This is a genomic window from Ruegeria sp. CF8 (genome assembly GCF_056537285.1).
This window is the reverse complement of record NZ_JBQFRG010000003.1, coordinates 363,404-380,108: the sequence shown is the minus strand read 5'-3', so window position 1 is coordinate 380,108 and position 16,705 is coordinate 363,404. Positions and strand designations below refer to the sequence as shown.

Below are 16,705 nucleotides of genomic sequence, written 5' to 3'. Positions count from 1 at the left end.
TGCGGCGACGCTATTGATCGATTCGGGCGGCCATGATGGCAATGGATTGCTGATACACAGAGGCCGCGTTCCACTGCTGCAAAACGCGAAAATTTGGTTCGCCGGGTTGGTAGCCACGACCCGGTTTCCACCCTTTCTTACGAAGAAAATTCGCGGTCGAGGCCAGAGCATCCGTCATATTGTAGAAATCCACTCGCCGGTCACCGGTGGCATCGACACCATAGGTCAGGGCGTTGCCGGGCAGGAATTGGGTATGGCCCAGTTCGCCATGTTTTGCCCCTTTTGTCGCCATTGTGATACTGCCCATGTCGACCAGTTTCAGTGCCCCAATTGCGTGAGGAATAAAGAACTCGGATCGGCGACAATCATAGGCCAGAGTGGTTATTGCGGAAACAATCTGGCTGTCACCCATGAAGTTGCCAAAGCCGGTTTCCATGCCATGAATGGCGATCAGCACACCAGCTGGCACACCGTACTGGCGCTCGAAGGCTGCATAATAATTGGGGTTGGCGGCTTTGCGTTTACGTCCTTGCGCCACGATCGTGTCGGCTCCTCTGACCCGCATGAACTTGTCCAGCGAGTATTTGAAGCTTTTCTGATTGCGATCTGCCGCAATGGTGCGCGTTGCGTATTGTGTCTGGGACAGCGCTTGCAGCCCTTTCTTTTTGACCCCGGCCTTACGCGCCTGTTTGGCAAAGTCGGCTTTCCACGCTTCAAACCCGGCGCTGGTGTTACCGCATGGAGCTGCCAAAACGGGTGAGGTCATTGACAAAGCGAGGATAGCAGCAAAGCGAAACATAGGCACAATCCGTTTGAGGTGAAATCTGAAGTCAGCGTAGCGTGGAGCTTAAGTTTGGAAAAGAAACTAGTAGAGGTCCAACTCACCTTTTTTCTTTAGTGTTTCGAACCATTCGTCCGGGGTGGCCTTGATGCGGGCATGTTTCACCATCATGGCGTTCATGTTCGGCAGGTTCGACGCATCCGGCCACGCGTCGGGCTGCCACAAGTTTGAACGGATGACGCATTTGGGGCAATGGGCAAACACCGTATGAACGTGGATCAGCAGCGCCAGTTTGGGAGCGTGGTCACCAACTGCCATGGTCTGCAGTAACTCAGGGTCCGCGCAGATCCGGGCGTCGCCCCGAAGTCTGAGTGTCTCCATCTTGCCGGGAACAAAGAAAATCACGCTCACGCGCGGGTCTTTGAGAACATTGTGGAAGGTATCCACGCGCTTGTTCCCCGGACGGTCCGGGATTGCGATCAGTGTTTCGGACAAGACCTGAACAAAACCGGCAGGATCCCCCCGAGGCGAAATATCCAGATACCCGTCGGGGTTGGCCGAGGCGATCAGGCAGAAGGGCGAGGTAGCGATGAAGTCGCGGCACATCTGGTCCAGTTCAGAGAGCTCTTTGGCAATGATCTGCGGGAGAGGGGCGCCGGAAATCTGAAGCAGTTCTTTTTCGGAGGTCACGATATTTGAGTATTTCGAAAAAGGTGAAGTGCTGAAGGCCATACTGTTGTCTCCGGTTGGGAGTGTCCTCTTGAGTTTGTTGAAACTCAGGCGACGCGTCAAATCATACCGGTAGAAAAGACAAGGGCGCCCGATTGGACGCCCTTGCAGATGTAAACCCAAATCCGGTTTAGCAGCTGTAATACATACCGTATTCAACCGGGTGCGGGGTATGCTCGTAGGTTTCGACCTCTTCCATCTTCAGTGCGATGTAGCCATCGATCTGGTCTTTGGTGAACACGTCGCCCTGCAGCAGGAAGTCGTGATCCGATGCCAGAGCTTCCAGAGCTTCGCGCAGGCTGCCGCAAACGGTTGGAATGTCAGCCAGTTCTTCGGCAGGCAGATCGTACAGGTTCTTGTCCATGGCTTCGCCCGGATCGATCTTGTTCTTGATACCGTCCAGACCGGCCATCAAAAGTGCGGCAAACGCCAGGTAGGGGTTTGCAGCCGGATCGGGGAAGCGGGCCTCGACGCGCTTTGCTTTCGGGCTCTCGGTCCACGGAATACGAACACAACCCGAACGGTTGCGGGCCGAGTAGGCGCGCAGAACAGGTGCTTCAAAGCCCGGGATCAAGCGCTTGTAGCTGTTGGTCGATGGGTTGGTGAAGGCGTTCAGGGTCTTGGCGTGCTTCAGAACACCACCGATGAAGTACAGTGCTTCGTCCGACAGGTCGGCATATTTGTCACCGGCGAAAAGAGGTTTGCCGTCTTTCCAGATCGACATGTTCACGTGCATGCCGGTGCCGTTGTCACCCGCGATCGGCTTCGGCATGAAGGTGGCCGATTTGCCGTAGGCGTGGGCCACGTTGTGAATGACGTACTTGTATTTCTGCAGTTCGTCGGCCTGTTTGGTCAGGCTGTCGAAGATCAAACCCAGTTCGTGCTGGCACGAGGCAACCTCGTGGTGGTGCTTGTCGACCTTCATGCCCAGACGCTTCATGGTCGACAGCATTTCCGACCGCAGGTCCTGTGCTTCGTCGATGGGGTTTACTGGGAAGTAACCGCCCTTGACGCCCGGACGATGGCCCATGTTGCCCATCTCGTACTCGGTGTCGGTGTTCCACGACGCGTCAGTTGCATCAACTTCGTAGGATACCTTGTTGATACTGTTCGAAAAACGAACATCATCAAACAGGAAGAATTCGGCTTCAGGGCCCATGTAGGCGACGTCACCAATACCCGATGATTTCAGGTAGGCTTCGGCTTTCTGAGCGGTGCCGCGCGGGTCACGCTCATACGCTTCGCCGGTGTCGGGCTCAACAACCGAGCAGTGAACGCAGATGGTTTTTTCTGCGTAGAACGGATCGACATAAGCACTGTCGGTGTCGGGCATCAGTTTCATGTCGGATGCTTCGATCGACTTCCAACCGGCAATGGAAGAACCATCGAACATGAAGCCTTCTTCCAGAAAGTCTTCGTCGACCTGATCGGCCATGATGGTCACGTGCTGAAGCTTGCCGCGCGGGTCGGTGAAGCGGATGTCGACGTATTCTGCGTCTTCGTCCTTGATCAGCTTAAGAACTGCGTCCTTGCTCATTCTCTAGATTCCTCTGACTTGAAGATTGGAGGGTTATAGTGCGTCCGAACCGGTCTCGCCGGTGCGGATACGGATGGCTTGTTCGACGGGCGAGACGAAGATCTTGCCATCACCGATCTTGTCGGTCTTGGCGGCCGAAACGATGGCTTCGATGGCGGCATCTACTTGATCATCGTCCAGCACGACCTCGACCTTCACTTTGGGCAGGAAGTCGACGACATATTCCGCGCCGCGATACAGCTCGGTATGGCCTTTCTGACGACCGAAGCCTTTGACCTCGATCACGCTGAGGCCCTGGACGCCCACGTCCTGCAACGCCTCTTTCACTTCGTCCAGTTTGAACGGCTTGATGATCGCTTCGATCTTTTTCATCCCGGCTCACCTTGAATGGTTGTCTCAGGGGCAGTGATCACGTCTAAGATCGGGCGGCAATGTGATTGCGGATTTGGGCAGGTTGGGATGCATCGAAATCGGGCGGCATGCTAATTTATGAGCATGTTGCTCAAAAACTAATCAGAATTGAATCGAGTGAGGGTTTGGGATGACGGAATTGCTGACAGCGGCGCAGATGCGGGCCATCGAGCAGGCTGCCATCGAATCCGGTGAGGTGACAGGTCTTGAGCTGATGGAGCGGGCCGGGCAGGGCGTTGTTGAGGCGATTTTCGAGGAGTGGCCAGAGTTGGACAGGCGAGGGGCCAGCCCCTCGCGCTCCCCGAGGTATTTGGGGCCAGATGAAGGGGATCCGCTGCGTGCGGTGGTGCTGTGCGGGCCGGGGAACAATGGTGGCGATGGCTTTGTTGTCGCAAGGTTGTTGCGAGAGCAGGGTTGGGACGTTGAGGTCTTTCTGTACGGAGACCCAGAGAAGCTGCCGTCCGATGCACGCGTGAATTATGAGCGGTGGCTGGATGAAGGCGGAGTTAATGTGTTCGCCATCGATGCTGATCCTATTGACGCGGACTATCTTCAGCTTCCGAAGGACACTGATCTGATTGTCGATGGAGCGTTCGGAACTGGTCTTACCCGACCGTTTACAGGTGTGTTTTCTTTATTGGCGAATACAGAGACAAGGACGTTGCTGCGGGATCAAGGCGTAAAGGTCGTCGCAGTTGATACGCCAAGTGGCTTGTGCGCTGATAGTGGCCGCGTTCTGGGTAACGCCATTGCTGCCGACTTGACGGTCACGTTTCACAGCAAAAAGGTCGGGCATGTTTTGGGCGATGGTCCAATGTCCTGCGGTAAGGTGCAAACAAAATCGATTGGGCTAGAAACAGCGAAAAGCAACCAGATTGTCCAAATAGCTGCTGCCGACTGGGGGAGTTTGTCGAAGGACACAGAAGGCCACAAGTACTCTCATGGCCACGCTCTTATCTTGTCCGGAGGGGTCGGTAAAACCGGTGCGGCGCGATTGGCGGCGCGTGGGGCGTTGCGGATTGGCGCGGGACTGGTGACATTGGGTGTGCCGCCTGCGGCGGTTTTGGAAGTGGCCAGTCAGATCACGGCGCTCATGTTGCTGCGCGTTGAGGGAAAAGATGGCCTGGTCGAGGTTCTGACTGACCCGCGCCTCAATGCCCTCTGTCTTGGGCCCGGGCTGGGAGCGGAGCGCGCGCGTGAGTTAGTGCCGGTGGCCTTGGCGGCGCGCCGGGCGACGGTGTTGGATGCCGGTGCGTTGTCGGCCTTTGCGGGCGACCGGGATGCTTTGTTCGCGCTGTTACACGAAAACTGCGTGCTCACACCGCACGGGGGAGAGTTTGCGCGACTTTTCCCCGACATCGCGGACAAATTGAAAGCCGCGCCGACAAAGGGCCCGGCCTTTTCCAAGGTTGACGCAACGCGGGCGGCTGCAAATCGCGCTGGGTGCGTGGTTCTGTTCAAGGGGTCGGATACGGTGATTGCCGCACCTGATGGGCGATGTTCGGTCAACTCGGCCTCGTACGAAAGGGCGGCTCCGTGGTTGGCGACCGCTGGATCTGGCGATGTGCTGGCGGGATTCATCACCGGGTTGCTGGCACGTGGGTATCCACCGTTGCAAGCTGCGGAGACTGCCGCGTGGCTGCATGTGGAATGCGCACTGCAATTTGGGCCCGGCCTGATTGCCGAGGACTTGCCGGAACAACTGCCTGACGTGTTTAGAAAGATGAATATTTGAGTGTGTTGGCGGGGAATGGCCCATTCCACACCGGATCGGCAGACTTCCGCCGATAGAACTTGCGTGCCTGCAGAGTGAGTGTTTGCCAGACGCACAGACGGACGGCAAAGTTTTTTTGAGCACCTCCGAAACGGGCTGGCGGTGATGTGTTTAAGCGAATGAAATACATTAAAAAATTCTCTTGGCCTCTGCGTTCTGTGTTGCGAATTTGCAATTCCTTTACGAGACAGTGCGCGGGCATCTGGAACGTCGGTGCTCAATGATCAATTGGACGGGGTGTAACGCCCGAACCATTCATGGTGAGTGAAATGACTTCTAAATTCAAAACCCTTTCCGCTGCCGCTGCGCTAACTGCAACGGCGGCAATTCCTGCTGCAGCAGAGCTGAAATATGAAAACAACACCGGCGGTTATGTGCTGCTTTATGGACAGCTGCACCCAGCCCTGATTTCGGTCGATGACGGGCAGGACACCGAGACACGGGTCCTCGACAACGACCTGTCGAACAGCCGAGTTGGCCTGCGCCTGATGCAGCCTTACGGTAGCAATGAGTTCCAGTTTTGGTTTGAAACAGGGCTTGGCCTGCCAGGTTCGGCGTCTGCTGATCAGTTTGGAACCAACGCGGATGGCTGGAATCGCGAAGATATTCGTCACGTGGATTTCTCGCTGAAAGGTGGCTACGGCAAGTTTTCGGCGGGGCAAGGCAGTATGGTCGCTGACGGTGCCGCTGAGGTGGATCTGTCATATGTCGGAACAGCGCTGTATTCGTTTACCAACGATGAAAACGCCGGGTTCTTCTATCGAGACACGACAGGACTGCTGAGCGGTATCACGGTTGGTGACAGTTCCAGCAACTTTGACGGCTCGCGCCGTGGGCGCGTCCGGTATGACACACCAACTTTCAACGGGTTCTCGGCCGGCTTCGCGTATGGGCAGAACATTCTGTCCAGCAGCGATGACGATGACTATTATGACGTAGGTCTATTCTATGAAAACACCTTTGCCGGTGGTGTGGAATTTGCGGCAGCTATTGCTTATTCGGTGCGCGACCGGGACGACAATTCCGGCGATCGCAAAGACACGATTGGCTCTGCGTCTGTTCTTCTGCCCAGTGGGCTGGGATTTACAATTGCTGGCGGTACGCGTGACGACGATCAGGCTGGGGCGACGGATCCGAATTACTGGTATGGCAAGATCTCATACGAAGGAAATTGGATCGCCTGGGGTAAGACGGGTGTCGGTGTAGACTACTATGATGGTTCGGATTTCAACAGCAACGGGTCGGACACCAAGGCCTGGGGTATCGCAGTTGTTCAGAAGGTCGAAGCGATCAACACAGATGTTTATCTGAAGTACCGCAACCACGACTTCGATGACGGTTCATCCTTTGACAACAACGAAGCATGGGTTCTGGGCGCACGCTGGAAGTTCTGACTGCCAAGACTGGTTTAAACACGAGCGCCCCGGTTTCCGGGGCGTTCTTTTTTGGTGGATAGACGATCAAATACAGGTGGATTCCGCCTTTGCCCCTTGCACGTACGCTGCTGGGCAAATAGAAGGCGTCAAATTTGCCCGGCGCGCCCTTTTTGCGCGCCCCGAATCCTATGGGGACTACCATAATGCAGGTTACAGAGACGCTGAACGAAGGTCTGAAACGCGGCTACAACATCGTTGTGACCGCAGCCGAACTGGACGACAAGGTCAATGAAAAGCTGACCGAAGCGCAGCCGGAAATCGAAATGAAAGGTTTCCGCAAAGGTAAGGTGCCGATGGCGCTGCTGAAAAAGCAGTTCGGTCAACGCCTGCTGGGCGAAGCGATGCAGGAAAGCATCGACGGCGCGATGAACAAGCACTTTGAAGACAGTGGTGACCGCCCTGCGCTGCAGCCCGAAGTCAAGATGACCAATGAAGATTGGAAAGAAGGCGACGACGTTGAAGTTGCCATGTCTTATGAGGCACTGCCTGCGATCCCCGAAGTTGACCTGAAATCCGTCGAGCTGGAGAAGCTGGTGGTCAAGGCGGACGACGCGGCTGTGGAAGAAGCGCTGAACAACCTGGCTGAAACCGCACAGGACTTCAAAGCGCGCCGCAAAGGCTCGAAGGCGAAAGACGGCGACCAGATCGTTTTTGATTTCGTTGGCAAGGTTGACGGCGAAGAATTCGACGGCGGTTCGGCTGAAGAGTATCCTCTGGTACTGGGCTCGAACAGCTTCATCCCCGGTTTCGAAGAGCAGTTGGTTGGTGTGAAGGCCGAGGAAGTCAAAGACGTCAACGTGACCTTCCCCGCGGAATACGGTGCAGAGCACCTGGCCGGCAAAGACGCTGTTTTCACCTGCACCATCAAAGAGGTGAAAGAGCCGGTGGCAGCAGAGGTCAATGACGATCTGGCAATGAAGTTCGGTGCCGAAGACCTGGACGCTCTGAAGACGCAGATTTCGGAGCGTCTGGAAGCAGAATATGCAGGCGCATCGCGTGCCGTCATGAAGCGTGCTCTGCTGGATGTCCTGGACGAGAAAGTGTCGTTTGACCTGCCTCCGTCGCTGGTTGAAGCTGAAGCCAAGCAGATCGCACATCAGCTGTTCCACGAAGAAAACCCTGACGTGGAAGGCCACGATCACGGCGAGATTGAGCCGACGGAAGAGCACACCAAACTAGCCGAGCGCCGTGTACGTCTGGGCCTGCTGCTTGCCGAGCTGGGTCAGAAGGCCGAGGTTGAAGTGACCGACGCGGAAATGACTCAGGCGATCATGAACCAGGCGCGCCAGTACCCGGGTCAAGAGCGTCAGTTCTTTGAGTTCGTGCAGCAGAATGCTCAAATGCAGCAGCAGATGCGCGCGCCGATCTTCGAAGACAAGGTTGTCGACTATGTATTCGAGCTGGCTCAGGTCAGCGAAAAAGACGTGAGCAAAGACGATCTGCAAAAAGCCGTTGAGGCACTGGAAGAGGAGTAATCCTCTTCCGCCCATTCCCGAAGGGCATAAAAAAACGGAGCCGCCTGCTAATCAGACGGCTCCGCATGGGTGGCTTTTGTACCTATGAGGTGAGGGGGTCAGGCCTCATGAGCAAAAGCACGGGGGGTTTGTAGCAGAGCAGTCTTCTGCTCTGGTGTGAACGTGTTCGAGAGCGTTTCGATCAGCCTCAGCACATCATGCCGTTCAGCTTCTGTCTTGGCGGCGCTCATCTGTTCCACAAAATACTTTTCAAGATCAGTCAGTGGTTTGTGATCCTGATTGGCAGGGCTTTGTGCTGCGGCTTTCTTGGCTGCAAACAGGGCCAGTGCCTCGTCTTCGTCGATGAAGACATCGTTGTGAATGTCTGCAAACTCACGCAGTCCCGCGATGCGTTCGTCGGTACAATCGAGCAGAGCGGCCAGCGCATGAACTTTACCCATCGGGACAGTTTTGCCGACATAGTCATACGGTGCGCAATTCGACCGTTTCAGGACCCGATCCATGACCGGATCAATCACGGTGATGATGTCCTGAATACCGGCGTTCTTGGCATACTCCAAAGAGCCGATCATCAATTCGCAGGTTGCGTAGGAGACCGAGTTCTTTTCTTTACCGCGAGTGAGGCGCTGGGTGTCAACGCAAAAGCGGGTCGATTCCCACATGGTTGCGCTGCGCAGTGGTGCTTCGCCGCAAAGGATCGCCGAGAAGACATCCGACAACATGTGAGGGCCGGTGGTCTGGAGGGCACGCACGGCTGCGACGACATTCCCCTCATCGTCGAGTCCGATTACATATGCCGGGTCCAGATGATCGAACTCGTCGATTTCTTTTCCGTCTTCTATTTTGACGTCCCATCCGAGACGTCCGCCAAATACACGCGCTCTCAACTCGAACATTTCGTCAAGAACTTCGCTGAACATATGTCTGTTCAGGCCATCTACCACGATGATCATTTCTTCCCCCTTCGAGTGGTTGTTCGGTAAATACGACGTTACCGGTCCTAGGGGATTTTTCTATTGGGGGTTTCCCGTATTTTGGCGAAATTAAGCGCTTTTTTTGATTAACCTGGGGTAATTAGCCCAATCGCAATCGCGCGTCCGACGGCCTGCGGGGTGGTCAGGGCACTAAGCTTTTCCCGACTCGAACGCAAGTGAACTTCTACAGTCCTGTGCGAAATCGACAGAATATCGCCGATATCCTGCTGAGATTTACCGGCCGCGACCCATTGCAGGATCTCTGCTTCGCGGGTCGACAGGGTTGGATGGTAGAGTGCGCTGGTCAGCTGATCCGACGAAACGACGTTGTCGTGAATGTGTACTGCCATGGATTGCAGGTCGCTTATCACGTGGGTGTAGAGCTTGCGCCACTCTTCCTTGCTGCAGTCGCGGGTTGCGCTGAGCAGCCCAATATCTCCATACGGACCGCGCACAGGAATTGTAACACCTTGACTGGGCAGGCCAAAATCATGGGCGTCCCGGAATACACGCTGGAAATCGGGGCTGCGTTCAAGGCGGCTCCAGTCCACCGGAGCAATGCTGCGGCGTGCCATGTGGATGGTTGGGTCGATCATGATCAGACCCTGGTTCTGGTAATGCTCTGTCCACTCATCGTCATACGTGACGAAGCCAGCCACAGATCCAGCGGCAGGGTTCATGCCTGCATAAGCAGCATGGTCCATTTCATGCTTGTCACAGATTTGCCTTAGAAATTCGGTGTAGCGAACTTCTGAATCCGGCAGAGTGCTCAGATCGACAATTTCCATGCGGCGCCTACCAACTGCGGCCCATCTTACTGCCCGATGGTGTCGTCGAGCATACGTATAAAACAGAGTGGAACCCGGTTACCTCACTCAACCAGAACATCATATTTTCTTAATCCTGACAAGCAGAGGCATCAATTGTCTGCGCTATTCAGGATATTGTGATATTCAATAGAACATTTTTGTCACTATCCCGCCGTAAGTGCTAATTTTCAGGCGAAAACTGACGCTAACTACCGTCAGGGCGCAGGTTTGAGCCCGGTTTCTACCAGCAATCCTCGTGCTTTGGCTTCGGGCCAATACCCTTTCGCATACAGAAAGATCGCGCGTTGCTGGTCTCCGTCAGACAGCAACCACGCGCCGCGCAGGTATTTGCCCGCGAATTCCAGGTTGGTATCCGCGTTTAAAAGTCCCTCGGCGTTACCTTTGTACCCCATCGATCGTGCGGTGGCGGGAAGGATCTGCAACAGCCCGTAATAGGGGCGGTTCACGGCCCAAGGCCGGTGTGTGCTTTCGCGAATGGCCAGCTTGTGGACAAGCTCGCGCGGAAGCTCGTAGTGATCGGCCCATTTGTTGATCGAGGCTCTGAGTTCTGGCGTCTCATTTGGATAGAGGGGCGGATTGAACTGAGTGGTGTCGGCTTTGGAGACTTCACCTCCACCGCACGCGAGCAGCGGGGTTGCGAACAACAGGGCAAGAAAGCTGCGGCGGGGGAAAATGGGCATCATGAATCTCCGGTCAATAAGGCGGTATGATATGGAACGTCTGTTCGGTCGCAACTCTAGCGATCAATTTGGGCCGAAATTTGCTGGTCTGGCTGCAATATGAAAAAGGCCGCACAAAATGCGCGGCCTTTGTCTTGATCAAAGTGTAACCAGATCAGGCTTTGGCTTCGTCTTCCTCAGCCGGAGCAGCTTCGACAGCCAGGTCATCGTCTTCCGATGCGGCCGAGCCGATGTCGTCGAACAGTTCGGCGATTTCGAATTCAGCGGCCGCTTCTTCTTCAGCGGCCAGTTCCTGGATCGATTTGCCCGATGCCTGCAGTTCGGCTTCTTCTTCCGAACGGGCAACGTTCATCTTGATTTCAACTTCGACCTCAGGGTGCAGGCGAACCGCAACGGTATGCAGGCCCAGTTCTTTGATCGGGGCGACCAGAACGACCTGTTTTTTGTCGACTGTGAAGCCTGCTTCGGTTGCAGCGTCTGCGGCGTCACGCGGTGTGACCGAGCCGTAAAGAGCGCCGGCATCCGACGCCGAGCGAATCACGATGAACTGCTGACCGTCCAGCTTTTCAGCCAGAGCTTCAGCTTCTTTTTTAGTTTCTAGGTTGCGGGCTTCCAGCTGCGCTTTCTGGGCTTCAAACGAGGCGATGTTCGACTCGGATGCGCTCAGGGCTTTGCCTTGGGGCAGCAGGAAGTTGCGGGCGTAGCCGGGCTTGACGTCAACGACGTCGCCCATCTGACCCAGTTTCGCAACGCGTTCCAGAAGGATAACTTGCATGTCAGTCTCTCCTTACTTCACGGCGTAGGGCAGCAGGGCGAGGAAGCGGGCGCGCTTGATAGCACGGGCCAGTTCACGCTGCTTTTTCGCCGAAACGGCGGTGATGCGCGAAGGTACGATCTTGCCACGCTCAGAGATGTAGCGCTGCAGCAGACGGGTGTCTTTATAGTCGATTTTCGGCGCGTTCTCACCCGAGAACGGGCAGACCTTACGACGGCGGAAAAATGGTTTTGCGGCCATGGCTTAGTGTCCTTTCCTCAGGCAGTGATCAACGACGCTCGCGGCGGTCGCCACGTTCGTCACGCTTCTGCATCTGAACCGACGGGCCATCTTCGTGGCCGTCGACCTTGATGGTCAAAACGCGCATGACGTCGTCATGCAGGCGCATCAGGCGTTCCATTTCCTGAACCGCACCCGAGGGGGCATCGGTCTTCAGGAAGGCATAGTGGCCTTTGCGGTTTTTGTTGATCTTGTAGGCCATCGTCTTGACGCCCCAGTACTCGCTATCGACGAGGCTGCCGCCATTGTCGGCCAGTACGGTGCCAAAGTGTTCCACGAGGCTTTCCGCCTGCGCGTTGGACAGGTCCTGACGCGCGATCATTACATGCTCATACAGTGGCATGTGCACTCCTGTTTATATCAAGGCGCATTTCATAGGCGGGGTCATTTCGTCCTTCGCGACCCTGCCACGAGAGGCTGCGCGATTCATACGACTGCGAAGGATGGCCCCGTATACACGTTTGAACCGTAAGGGCAAGACCCGCCACATATGCCTTGGTGAAGTCGCCCAATTTCCTTTGGGGTGCCCAATTGCTGACGCTTTTCGGCTCAAAGTTGTTTTTCATACCGGACGTTACCCGGAACCAACAAAACACCGACAGTAACCTTATAAAGGGTGAAACGTTATGACCGCGACAAACACAAACACATACCGGGAAGAAGCAGCTGGATCGCGCTTTGAACATTCGGTTCCGGTAATGATCGCTTTCGCGCCGAACTGGAAGGCGCGCTTGATCCTGGCGCGGATGGTAGGCGCATTCCTGATCGTGTCGGCGTTCTCAATGTGGCTGATGCCGGGGTCGGTCATCGGTGCGGATGTCTGGCCGATCAAGATGGTTGCTTCGATGCTGTTTCTGATCGTTGGGGTCAGCCTGCTGACGATCGAAATTCTGGATCCACGGCCAGATGCCTATTTCGATCCTATTCGTCGTGAGGTGCGGGTATTGCAGAAGAACGAAGACGGACGCCCACAGACTGTTTTGCGTCGCAGCTATGACTCCTTGGGTGGTGCGCGCTTTGAAGAGAACGAAGTGCACTTGTTCGACGTGGACGGCAGCCTGTTGATGAAGCTGCCACTTGAATCGGCGGATGTCAGCCGAGCCCTGAAAGGGCAATTGAGCAAAAGCGTAACAATTTTCGGCTGAATTTTATTCTGTTCAAAAAGGAACAGAAATTGTGAGCCAAAAGAGGTTGTGTGCCGCCCTAGGGCGGCACATCTTGTTTGTGAGCAACCCCCATCGGCTTGCATTCAAAAAAACGCGGAGATTGTTATGAAATCCACCCTTCTTGCTGCGGCCTTGGCCGTTTCGGCAACTGCTGCATTCGCCAGTGCTGAGAAATATGTACTGGATCCCAGCCACAGCCAGGTCATCTTCAACTATGATCACCTCGGCTTTTCGACCACTTACGGCATGTTCTCGGGCTTTGAGGGCGAGATCATGTTCGATCAGGAAAACCCCGCGGCATCCAGCGTCACGGTTTCAATGCCGGTCATGGAGATGTTTACTGGCTGGAAGCCTCGTGAAGACCACTTCATGACCGAAGATTTCTTTGGCGCTGCCGAGGGTGATCTGATCACTTTCGTCTCGACCGGGATTGAGGTGACAGGCGATGACACTGCCAATATCACCGGCGACCTGACCATGAATGGCGTAACCAAATCAGTTGTTCTGGATGCCAAGTTGAACAAAGTGGACAATCACCCGATGGCCAACAAGCCTTGGGCGGGTTTCAACGCAACCACAACGCTGGTTCGCAGTGAATTTGACCTGGGACAATTTGCACCGTTCGTAAGTGACGAAGTGCAGGTTCAGATTTCGGTTGAGGCTCAAAAAGCCGAGTAAATCGAAAAAAGAGAATAAAAAACCGCCGGTGAGTATCTCACCGGCGGTTTTTTTGTTGGCGTTACTGGCTGCGGCTGGCGGTCAGGTCGACTGAAACAGAGACGGCAAAGCCTAGGGACTCCTCGGTCGGCTGTGACGTGCCGACGTTGAAATCCAACCGGTTCAGTTCAACAGAACCCGCCATGGTGGCCGTATCGCCCTGAAGATCCAGCGAAAACGGCAGAACGATATCCATCGTTTTGTCGCGGATGGTCAGCGGGCCACGGGCTTCGTACCCGGTTTCGGTCTTGAACAAATCTGCGGTGAACTGCGCCGTAGGGAATTGTGACGTGTCAAAGAAGTCGGAGCCCATAGCCTGATCAGTGACCGAGCCAAGGCTCAGAGAGCCAATGGCTATCGTAACGTCCACAGATCCCGCAGGTCCCACTTGTGCAGGTTCGTCGAAGGTGATGGCTGCGGTCCAGTCGGCAAAAGATCCGGTGACGGCGCTGCCCAATTGAGAAATTGTTATCGACAAGGTTCCGGTTTGCACCCGCCAGTCAGATTGAACTTCGGCGAGTTCGACGTCGGCATCGCCGGCTTCGCGTGCGAATTCACCTGTGACCCAGCCGCCAGTCAGAACCACGGCCCAGACCGCCACGGCGGCAAACGCAGGGACAAGTGAATGGTGTTGCTGCGGCGGCTCTGGTGCGTCCGAATGACCAGGCAGCATTCTTCGCAACGTGCTGTCCTTGTCGATGACGTGATGTTTCAGCGCGCCAACAATGTGCAGGGCTAATGAACCTACCAGGACCCACATGAACAGCCAGTGAAGGACACCGGTCATCTCGGCCACGGCTTCGGACTTGGGAACAAACGGCAGGTTTTGCCCAAAAGGCCAGAGGATAGGAGCGAAACCTTCTGTCGCGGCGTGGTGGATCCAACCGCTGAGTGGAACAAGGACCAGCGACCCGTATAAAAGCCAATGAACGGTTTCCGCTGCAAAGGCCTCGGGCTTGTTGTCTGCATTTAACAAGCCGGGCTTTGTTTGTGTGAAAGCCCACAAAATGCGCGCCAATGCCACGAAGAAGACAACGATCCCTACAGTTTTATGCAGCGAAAACACGCGCGCGGCGCGGGCGATCTCGGCCTCGGTCGGGGCGGTGTCTGCATGAAGAACCGCGTATGCCAGGTTATCTGCGATCCAGCCAAGCGGCAGGGCTGTCAGGATCAGAAGGGCTGTGAGCCAGTGAAACGTTTTTGCAACGCTTCCGTAACTGGAAAAGGAATTGGTCGCGGCCATGAAAATAAGACTCCGGGATTCTCTGTCGCGTCCAACGTAAAGACGCGTGAGACTGACACAAGTAAGCGCGGACGCACAGCAACGGTGCCAGAATGCAGAATGCAGGCAGCGCTTGTGCCAGACGAGCAGTCAGTTTACACCCCGCCGCAACCTAACAGTATGCATGAGGTTGCAATGACACTCGCGTTCGTTTTTCCAGGGCAGGGCGCCCAGACAATCGGTATGGGCAAAGCTTTGGCCGAGGCTTATCCGGCGGCGCAAGCCATATTTGATGAGGTGGACGACGCTCTGGGTGAGAAACTGAGCAGCCTTATCTGGGAAGGCGATATTGCCGAATTGACGCTGACTCAGAATGCGCAGCCAGCATTAATGGCAACGTCAATGGCCGCGATGCGCGCCTTGGAGGCCGAGGGTGTTTCGATCAGCAAAGCCGCATTTGTGGCGGGGCACTCGCTTGGTGAGTATTCCGCTTTGGCCGCTGCTGGAGCGTTGTCGGTCGCCGACACCGCGCGCCTGTTGCGCACGCGCGGGCAAGCCATGCAAAGCGCTGTGCCTGTAGGCGAGGGTGCGATGGCTGCCATTCTTGGCTTGGATCTTGAAGCCGTGCGCTCTGTTGCCGAAGAGGCCGCGCAGGGCGAAGTGTGTCAGGCGGCAAATGACAACGATCCAACACAAGTTGTCGTGTCTGGTTCAAAAGCCGCCGTTGAGCGCGCTGCCGAGATTGCCAAAGAAAAAGGTGCAAAACGTGCGGTAATGTTGCCTGTAAGTGCTCCATTTCACTGTGCGCTGATGCAACCTGCTGCAGATGTAATGGCGGAAGCCCTTGCTGCGGTCGAGATCAAGGCGCCCGCTGTGCCCTTGGTGGCGAACGTACGTGCCGAGGCGGTCAGTGACCCGGATTTGATCCGGCAGTTGCTTGTCGAACAGGTAACGGGATCGGTCCGCTGGCGCGAGAGCGTGCAGTACATGGCGGCGCAGGGTGTGACCGAGACATGGGAGATCGGCGCAGGCAAAGCGCTGTCTGGTATGATCCGCAAGATCGACCGTGCCATTGCGGGTAAGGCCGTGGGCACGCCGGAAGATGTTCAAAAGGCCCTTCAGGCCGAATCGTAAGCGAAATGCGCGTCGTTGCCGACGCACCAAGAGGGAAACTGTATGTTTGATTTGACAGGTAAGAATGCGCTGATCACCGGTGCATCGGGTGGTATCGGTGGCGACATTGCACGTGCACTGCACGGCGCGGGTGCAACGGTTGGGTTGTCCGGTACGCGAGTCGAACCACTGCAAGCCCTGGCGGATGATCTGGGTGAGCGCGCGCATGTGCTGCCCTGTAACCTGAGCGATCCGGAAGCTGTGGAGGCGTTGCCAAAGCAAGCGGCCGCGGCGATGGGATCGGTGGACATTCTGGTCAACAACGCCGGAATCACACGCGACAACCTGTTCATGCGCATGTCCGACGAAGAATGGCAGAGCGTTATTGACGTGAACATGACCTCGACCATGAAACTGTGCAAAGGTGTGATCCGGGGCATGATGAAATCGCGCTGGGGCCGGATCGTGAATGTCTCGTCCGTGGTGGCCGCAATCGGCAACCCCGGGCAGGCGAACTACGCTGCGTCAAAGGCCGGAATGATCGGCTTTTCCAAGGCCTTGGCCCACGAAGTTGCAACGCGCGGGATCACGGTGAACGCTGTGGCACCGGGTTTCATCACGACAGCAATGACCGAGAAGCTGACCGAGGAACAGAAAAAGGGTCTGCTGGTCAAAGTTCCGGCGGGTCGTATGGGCGATCCCAAAGAAATCGCTGCGGCTGTTTTGTACCTTGCCAGCCCTGAGGCAGGCTATGTCACTGGAAGTACCTTGCATGTGAACGGCGGTATGGCCATGTTGTGACCGCG

18 protein-coding genes are annotated in these 16,705 nt (G+C 55.8%); 7 read left to right on the top strand and 11 right to left on the bottom strand.

The window, feature by feature from the left end:
* Positions 1 to 10: 10 nt before the first annotated feature.
* The 4 genes from ACR0EV_RS09790 to ACR0EV_RS09775 all read right to left on the bottom strand — a co-directional run bounded on the left by ACR0EV_RS09790 (position 11) and on the right by ACR0EV_RS09775 (position 3,419).
* Positions 11 to 799, bottom strand: a complete 789-nt coding sequence (locus ACR0EV_RS09790; protein WP_480799908.1) for a lytic murein transglycosylase — start codon at positions 797 to 799, stop codon at positions 11 to 13.
* 66 nt (positions 800 to 865) lie between these two features.
* The gene (locus ACR0EV_RS09785) at positions 866 to 1,513 is read right to left on the bottom strand and encodes an MSMEG_1061 family FMN-dependent PPOX-type flavoprotein (RefSeq protein WP_480799907.1); all 648 of its coding nucleotides are present in this window, start codon (positions 1,511 to 1,513) and stop codon (positions 866 to 868) included.
* A gap of 127 nt (positions 1,514 to 1,640) precedes the next feature.
* A complete protein-coding gene (gene glnA, locus ACR0EV_RS09780) occupies positions 1,641 to 3,047 on the bottom strand; it encodes a type I glutamate--ammonia ligase (protein ID WP_480799906.1) in 1,407 nt (468 codons plus the stop codon).
* A gap of 33 nt (positions 3,048 to 3,080) precedes the next feature.
* On the bottom strand, positions 3,081 to 3,419 hold the full coding sequence (locus ACR0EV_RS09775; protein ID WP_050602105.1) for a P-II family nitrogen regulator: 339 nt from the start codon (positions 3,417 to 3,419) through the stop codon (positions 3,081 to 3,083).
* Between the two features lie 169 nt (positions 3,420 to 3,588).
* On the opposite strand from ACR0EV_RS09775, the gene ACR0EV_RS09770 reads away from it, so the two are divergent.
* From ACR0EV_RS09770 to tig, 3 genes are all read left to right on the top strand, one after another.
* Positions 3,589 to 5,193, top strand: a complete 1,605-nt coding sequence (locus tag ACR0EV_RS09770) for an NAD(P)H-hydrate dehydratase (RefSeq protein ID WP_480799905.1) — start codon at positions 3,589 to 3,591, stop codon at positions 5,191 to 5,193.
* 308 nt (positions 5,194 to 5,501) lie between these two features.
* Positions 5,502 to 6,626 carry a porin gene (locus tag ACR0EV_RS09765; RefSeq protein ID WP_480799904.1) on the top strand — a complete coding sequence of 375 codons (1,125 nt, stop codon included), beginning with the start codon at positions 5,502 to 5,504 and terminating at the stop codon, positions 6,624 to 6,626.
* 185 nt (positions 6,627 to 6,811) lie between these two features.
* Positions 6,812 to 8,143, top strand: coding sequence for a trigger factor (gene tig, locus ACR0EV_RS09760; protein WP_480799903.1), 1,332 nt, complete (start codon positions 6,812 to 6,814; stop codon positions 8,141 to 8,143).
* Between the two features lie 98 nt (positions 8,144 to 8,241).
* On the opposite strand, the gene ACR0EV_RS09755 is transcribed toward tig, so the two are convergent.
* From ACR0EV_RS09755 to rpsF, 6 genes are all read right to left on the bottom strand, one after another.
* Entirely contained in the window at positions 8,242 to 9,096 is an 855-nt protein-coding gene (locus ACR0EV_RS09755; protein ID WP_480799902.1) for an acyl-homoserine-lactone synthase, read from the bottom strand.
* A gap of 107 nt (positions 9,097 to 9,203) precedes the next feature.
* Positions 9,204 to 9,905 (bottom strand): autoinducer binding domain-containing protein, encoded by a 702-nt coding sequence (locus ACR0EV_RS09750; RefSeq protein WP_171185840.1) that lies wholly within the window; start codon positions 9,903 to 9,905, stop codon positions 9,204 to 9,206.
* A 236-nt stretch (positions 9,906 to 10,141) separates the two neighbouring features.
* The gene (locus ACR0EV_RS09745) at positions 10,142 to 10,630 is read right to left on the bottom strand and encodes a transglycosylase SLT domain-containing protein (RefSeq protein ID WP_480799901.1); all 489 of its coding nucleotides are present in this window, start codon (positions 10,628 to 10,630) and stop codon (positions 10,142 to 10,144) included.
* A 151-nt stretch (positions 10,631 to 10,781) separates the two neighbouring features.
* Positions 10,782 to 11,402 (bottom strand): 50S ribosomal protein L9, encoded by a 621-nt coding sequence (gene rplI / locus ACR0EV_RS09740; protein ID WP_480799900.1) that lies wholly within the window; start codon positions 11,400 to 11,402, stop codon positions 10,782 to 10,784.
* 12 nt (positions 11,403 to 11,414) lie between these two features.
* On the bottom strand, positions 11,415 to 11,642 hold the full coding sequence (gene rpsR, locus ACR0EV_RS09735) for a 30S ribosomal protein S18 (RefSeq protein ID WP_005608650.1): 228 nt from the start codon (positions 11,640 to 11,642) through the stop codon (positions 11,415 to 11,417).
* 28 nt (positions 11,643 to 11,670) lie between these two features.
* A complete protein-coding gene (rpsF, locus tag ACR0EV_RS09730) occupies positions 11,671 to 12,024 on the bottom strand; it encodes a 30S ribosomal protein S6 (RefSeq protein ID WP_171090718.1) in 354 nt (117 codons plus the stop codon).
* A 283-nt stretch (positions 12,025 to 12,307) separates the two neighbouring features.
* Here rpsF and ACR0EV_RS09725 point away from each other — a divergent pair, with 283 nt between their 5' ends.
* Together ACR0EV_RS09725 and ACR0EV_RS09720 are read left to right on the top strand one after the other, a co-directional pair.
* Positions 12,308 to 12,826, top strand: coding sequence for a hypothetical protein (locus tag ACR0EV_RS09725; protein WP_480799899.1), 519 nt, complete (start codon positions 12,308 to 12,310; stop codon positions 12,824 to 12,826).
* A 126-nt stretch (positions 12,827 to 12,952) separates the two neighbouring features.
* Complete coding sequence (locus ACR0EV_RS09720) at positions 12,953 to 13,525, top strand: YceI family protein (RefSeq protein ID WP_171668457.1); 573 nt, start codon at positions 12,953 to 12,955, stop codon at positions 13,523 to 13,525.
* A gap of 61 nt (positions 13,526 to 13,586) precedes the next feature.
* On the opposite strand, the gene ACR0EV_RS09715 is transcribed toward ACR0EV_RS09720, so the two are convergent.
* Entirely contained in the window at positions 13,587 to 14,807 is a 1,221-nt protein-coding gene (locus ACR0EV_RS09715; RefSeq protein ID WP_480799898.1) for a cytochrome b/b6 domain-containing protein, read from the bottom strand.
* Positions 14,808 to 14,981: 174 nt separating this feature from the next.
* Between ACR0EV_RS09715 and fabD the strand changes: the two genes are divergently transcribed.
* On the top strand, positions 14,982 to 15,920 hold the full coding sequence (gene fabD, locus ACR0EV_RS09710) for an ACP S-malonyltransferase (protein ID WP_480799897.1): 939 nt from the start codon (positions 14,982 to 14,984) through the stop codon (positions 15,918 to 15,920).
* Between the two features lie 42 nt (positions 15,921 to 15,962).
* On the top strand, positions 15,963 to 16,700 hold the full coding sequence (gene fabG, locus ACR0EV_RS09705; protein WP_171090708.1) for a 3-oxoacyl-[acyl-carrier-protein] reductase: 738 nt from the start codon (positions 15,963 to 15,965) through the stop codon (positions 16,698 to 16,700).
* The last annotated feature ends 5 nt before the right edge of the window (positions 16,701 to 16,705 follow it).